Genomic DNA, 5467 nt, shown 5'->3' on the forward strand with positions numbered 1-5467 from the left:
TCGCAACGACCCGCTTGCGCGACATCTCGCCGTCGCGCGTCGACGGCGCGCCGGCCGCGGCGACTGCGATACCCGCGAGCAGCGCGCATGCGGCCATCAGCGCCGGTGTGCGCAGCGGATAGTCCACGCCCGAGTGCACGAGCAGCGCGAACACCCCCGACCATGCCGCGACGCCGATCGTGCGCGCCGGCGATTCGGGATGACGCCGCACCAGGCGCACGAAGACGCGTGCGAGCACGATCACGGCGGCGAACAGCGCGCCTAGCACGAGTACGCCGCCTTCGAGCCCCCATTGCGCGTACTCGTCGTGGGCCGCGTTGATGTAGGTACGGGCGAGCGTCTCCGGTCCCGTTCCCTGCTGGAACATCGGCACGAAGCTGCCGAAGCCGCTGCCGAGCGGCATGTTGTCCACGGCGATGCGCAGCGTCTCCCGCGACAGCATCCAGCGCGAGCCGGTTACCGCGGCATCGCTTTGCACCCATGCGAGCCCGACGTGGATGCCGGCGACGAGCAGCCCGAGCACGGCGGCCGTCGCCCACCGGGTCGGGCGATGTTCGCGCAGGCGCGCGAGCGAGGGGACGCCTGCCGCAGGCAGCACGACACCGATCGCGATCATCGCGATGACGATACCCGCGCGCGACCCCACCAGCGGCAGCGCGACGGCGAGCAGCAGTGCGGACAACGCGAACGGGACCGCCGCAATCGAGCGCCCTCCCCGCTCCGTGCCGCGCCGGCGCGCATCGACGAGCAGCGCCACCGACAGCACCAACCCGATCGTGAGCGCGACGGCCTGGTGGTTCCTGTTCGCGAACACGCCCGCGAGCGCGGGCGCATACTGCGGAAACGGGTTCAGGACGCTGTCCTGGGCGACGCCCGACTGCGCGAAGCCGAGCAGCAGGCTGCATGCGCAGAGCGCGACGAGCCATGCGCACAGGCCGCGCCACGCGCCTCGATCGACGGCGAGCGCGCAGAAGAACAGCGCCAGCGGCGGCAGCATCGAGAGCGCATCGCGCTCGGTCGCCGCAGGGGAAAGGCTCCAGCGCAGCGAAACATCCTCGACGCCGGCCGCAGCAAGATCATGCGCGAGCGCGACTCGTGCGGGAGGCAGGCTCCACAGCCAGGACGGGATCGGCACGAGCTGCAGCCACGGGATGCTCGCGATGAGCACCGCGACGACGATCGGCGCGCGGAACGCACGCAGTCCTCCACGCGAGCGCGTCCTCAGCACGGCGTGGACGAGGATCGGCAGCGAAGCGAGCTGTGCGAGGGCGGTGCCGATGCCGGTTTGCTGCGAGCTGCCGCCGGTGGCGAAACAGAGGGCCATGAGGGCGCCGGCCACGAGCGCGGTACGCCGTTCGTCAGTGTCCATGCGGCCGCCGACGCACAGGGCCGCGAACGACGATCCGGGATGCGTCCGACGCGGCCCGCATCCTCCCCGAGGCAGGCACCGCGCGCGATCTGCACCGGCCCATGCCTCGATTGGCAACGCGCATTACGCCGCTGCTCGATGTCGTCCGTTCAGCGGCTGATCGGCGCCTCGGGCTCGGCATCGGTATTGATGTTGTGCGCGATGACGCCCGCAGCGACCGCGGTGGCCGCCACGAAGGCCGCGGTCCCGCCCGTCCCCGCACCACCGAACCCGCCTGCACCGGCCGTCGTGCCTGCGGCGAGCGCGTCGCAGCCTTCGCCCACCGTGTACACGCCGGGCCGGTCGTAGGTACGACGGCAGTTGCCGAACACGATCGTCGCCGCGCCGTCCTTGGTGACCATCACGCGCTCCCCCGCACGCAGGCTCTGGCCGCTGTGCGCGGTCGCGAACTCGCCGCCTCTGCTCGTCATGACGACGCCGCGCTGCACCTCGAGCGTCGCCGCATCCTGCGCGAGCGCAGCGGTCGCGGCCCCGGCGATCAGCACTGCGACCGCTTGGCACACAAATCGCTTCATGACGACCTCCTCTCGCGGAAGATGCGAACAAGTATAGACCTTGAAATCCATGGCCACAATCGGCGTCGCCGACCCTCTGCGCCACGGTCGCCGCGTTCATGAAGACGATCTGAACCGGGGCACGCGACGCGCGTTCCCGGCGTTCATCGCGGGGCGACGGGCACGAGCGGCTCCAGCCGCATGTCGTCGAGCCAGATGATGCCGGACACCATCTTGCCGGGACCGCCCGCGCCAGGATTGCGCAAGCCCAGGCGCTGCGCGACGCAGTCCGCGGCAGGCACCTCGAATGTCACTTCGTAGGTCGTCCAGTCGGACCGCCCGGTGAGCGGCTGGCCCTCCGCCAAGGGTATCGACGCGCCTTCGCACGCAATCGCCCATTCGATCCCGCGGTCGCTCTGCAGGTCCTCGGTGCGCGCCCGGTAGCTCAATCGATAGGAGCCCGGCGCGAGCAAGGTCGTCTGCGAAAGACCGACAGCGGGCACGCGCCGATGGGCGAACGCGATCTTCAACGCGAATTCGCCGGAAGCGCCCGCTGCGCGCACGCGTTCGACGTAGACGCCGGGCACGGCGCGCACGCGCCAATCGAAGCCGATGTTCGACAGCGCGTGTTCGAAGCCGCCGTTGTAGAGCGCCGGCAGCGCGGCGCCCGCGCCTCGCCCGATCCCGCTCGCCCAGCGTCCGTACGCCTCGCTCCAGCGGCCATCGCGCATGAGGCGCTCCAGCCAGGCACCGGATTCCGCGATCGACAGATCGGCGCCGACGTCGAGTCCTTCGAATATCCGGTCCACGGTCGCGCCGTCGCCGCGAGCGAGCAAGGCGTCGAGCAGCGCCGCACGCCACGCCGGATGCGTCGACAGGGTACGCAGCATCGCGTCGGCGAACGCGGGCGCGCGCGACAGGTCGACCATCACGGGCAACAGCATGCGTTGCTGCGAAGGCCATACGCGCAGCAGCACCGAGAGATGTGCGAGCGCGTCGTCGTAGCGGCCGCGCGCGAGGTCGCGATCGATCGTCCACGCGCGAACATTCGGATCGCGCGGTGCGCGGCGCAGCGCGATCGCATGAAGCCGTTCGGCCATGACGTCGTCGCCTTCGCCCTCCGACGCCTGCGCGAGCACGCCGAGTGCGGATGCGGCGAGCGGTTCGTCGCGCAACAGCGCGCGCGCAGCCGTCCGGGCCGCCGCGCGATCACCGTCATGCAGCGCTCGCCGCGCGAGCGCGAGCCGCGCAGCCGGATTGCGCGGATCCCACTCGAGCGCGTGCTCGGCCGACGCGGCGACACCGAGATCTCCCGCGGACGTCGCCAGGATGCGCCAGCCGATGCACGCCATCGCGGCGAGCACGACGCCGAACAGCGTGGCCGGGCGCAGCGCGCTCACGGGTCCGGCCGCAGCTCGACGTGCGAGACCAGCCACATCCGCACGCGCCAGACCATCGACAGCGTGAGCAGACCCGATTCGCGCGCTTCGCGCCCCGAGCGCAGTCGGTAGCCGGCCGACAACGCCGCCGAATCGTTCGACAGGCGCCAATCCGGCGTCGCGACCTCGAACCGCGTGCGATCCCACGCGCCACTGCGCTCGTGCAGCGCTGCCCGCGCGCGCTCCGCGGCGAGCTGGGTCTCGAGGTCGTTCCAGATCGGCGGCGTCGGCGTGTCGAGGCGGTCGAAATACCGGCAGATCTCCGCGAGCCGTTCGTCCGCCGTATCGATGCGCGCGAGCGCAACGTCGTCGGCAACGAATGCGCCGGGCGCATCGTCGGCGCGCGCGGCCGCGTCGCTGACGGAGGCGATGGGCGCGACGGCCGTCACGGGCGAAGCGGATTCGCGCGTGCGACGGCCGGTCGACGAGACGGCCACCCCGTCGGCCACGGCGAAAGCGCGTCGGTCGCGCGGTGCCGTCGGCGGCGGTAGCTCGCGCGCATCCGGGCGAGGCCCGTTGCCCGCGCGGGCGTCGAGTGCGGGCGGCCTTGGCCGCGGCACGTCCAGCCCGACTCGCGGCTCGGGACGGTCGGCACCAGGGGCATCGTGCGGGATCGGCGCGACCACGGGCAAGGAACGGGCGATGTCGCGGACGGCGATCGACGGTGCCGTATCGTCGAGCGCGGTCCGCGACGGGTGTGGCAGAACGACAGCGGGCACGGCGATCGTCGTGAGCGCGGGCTCGTCCTCCGGCGGCCCGCCGAAGCGCACGATCGCGAGCGCGAGCAAGGCGACACTCGCGAGCCACAGCCCGAGGACGATCCGCTTCGGCCAGCTCGAACGCGCGTTCGCGAACGGGACGGCTTTCCACGCACCCGGCTCGAGGCGAGCGACCATCGGCGGTGGCATCGTTTCGTCGGCACCGGACTCGCGGCGCGAGTCGTACGCATCGCGGCATTCGGCGTTGCGCAGCTGCCGCCATGCCCAGTTCACGCGCTTCGCGTACAGCGACTCCCACTCGTCGCCGAGGCGATCGGGATGCAGCCATCGCTGCAGCCAGCGGTAATGCTGGCGGACACGATCGGGCGGCGCATCCGGCGCGAGCCCGAGCACGCGATAGGCGTCTGTGCCGGGATCGAACAGCGCCTGCTGCAGGTAGAACCGCACGGCTTCGAGCAGCGTGCTCTCGGATTCGCCGAGGCGCGACGCCGCTTCGCGCAGGATCGGCTGGGCCGCGGACGCGAGCTGGATCGCGATGCCGATGCCCTCCGGCAGCGCGCGCTCCCGCACGAGGACGCACCGCGATGGCTGGCGCTGCAAGGCCAGCGCGAGGTCGAGGACGTCGTCGCCCATCGCGCGCCTATCGATGCTCGAGCCGTCGCGTGCCGCCGTAGGCGCGGTACGCCTCATAGGTGTAGCCGTAGCCGCTGCTGCGCGCATCGTACTGCGTGAGCAGCGCGCCGATGAGGTGCGCGTGCGTTCCGCGCAGGCGCTTGATCGCCGACTGCGCCGCGCTGATCCGCGTCGCGCCCGACTGCACGATCAACAAGGTACCCGACGCGAGGTTGGCGATGATCGGTGCATCCGCGATCCCGAGCACGGGCGGGCCGTCGATGATGACCTGGTCGTACTTCTCGGCGCTCGTCATCAGCAGCGACACGAGTTTGGAGCCAGCGAGGAGTTCGGTCGGGCTCGGCGGCAACGGTCCCGACAACATGAGGTCGAGGCGCGGGTCGTCCGTGTGGGTCAGCGCCTGCGCCATCGTCGCCGCGTTCGCGAGCAGGCTGCTCAAGCCGCGCGGCGACGAAATGCCGATCGTCTTGCCGAGGGACGGATTGCGCAGGTCGCCTTCGATGAGCAGCACGCGCTTGCCGAGCTGAGCGAAGTTGCGGGCGAGCGTGATCGCCGACGTGGACTTGCCTTCGCTCGGACCCGGACTCGTGATCAGCAGCACGTTCGGCACGCCGCGATCGGTCGAGAACTGCAGCGCCGTGCGCACCGACCGGTAGCTTTCCGAGAACGCCGAGCGCGGGTCCGACAGGGCATCCTTCGGTGATTGCCTGCCGAGCTTGGGGATGATGCCGAGGACCGCCAGTCGCAAGTGTT

Annotated in this window: 5 protein-coding genes; all 5 read right to left on the reverse strand. The window is 71.3% G+C overall.

The features are described 5' to 3' along the window. The coding region (locus VI238_RS10260) for an O-antigen ligase family protein (protein ID WP_331650995.1) at positions 1-1369 on the reverse strand (1369 nt) is incomplete at its 3' end. Positions 1370-1518: 149 nt separating this feature from the next. After that, complete coding sequence (locus VI238_RS10265; protein WP_331650997.1) at positions 1519-1944, reverse strand: hypothetical protein; 426 nt, start codon at positions 1942-1944, stop codon at positions 1519-1521. 143 nt (positions 1945-2087) lie between these two features. Continuing rightward, a complete protein-coding gene (locus VI238_RS10270; protein WP_331650998.1) occupies positions 2088-3323 on the reverse strand; it encodes a hypothetical protein in 1236 nt (411 codons plus the stop codon). Next, positions 3320-4714 carry a J domain-containing protein gene (locus VI238_RS10275; RefSeq protein WP_331650999.1) on the reverse strand — a complete coding sequence of 465 codons (1395 nt, stop codon included), beginning with the start codon at positions 4712-4714 and terminating at the stop codon, positions 3320-3322. Before VI238_RS10275 ends, VI238_RS10270 begins: the two co-directional genes overlap by 4 nt. A 7-nt stretch (positions 4715-4721) precedes the next feature. After that, a partial coding sequence (locus VI238_RS10280; RefSeq protein ID WP_331651001.1) for a CpsD/CapB family tyrosine-protein kinase occupies positions 4722-5467 on the reverse strand: 746 nt, incomplete at its 5' end.

The sequence above is a fragment of the Dokdonella sp. genome (genome assembly GCF_036518555.1).
Classification (GTDB): Bacteria; Pseudomonadota; Gammaproteobacteria; order Xanthomonadales; family Rhodanobacteraceae; genus Dokdonella_A.

Coding starts and splice junctions, on each gene's coding strand:
- VI238_RS10265 (WP_331650997.1), bottom strand. CDS start 1,944: ATGAAGCGATTTGTGTGCCAAGCGGTCGCAGTGCTGATCGCCGGGGCC.
- VI238_RS10275 (WP_331650999.1), bottom strand. CDS start 4,714: ATGGGCGACGACGTCCTCGACCTCGCGCTGGCCTTGCAGCGCCAGCCA.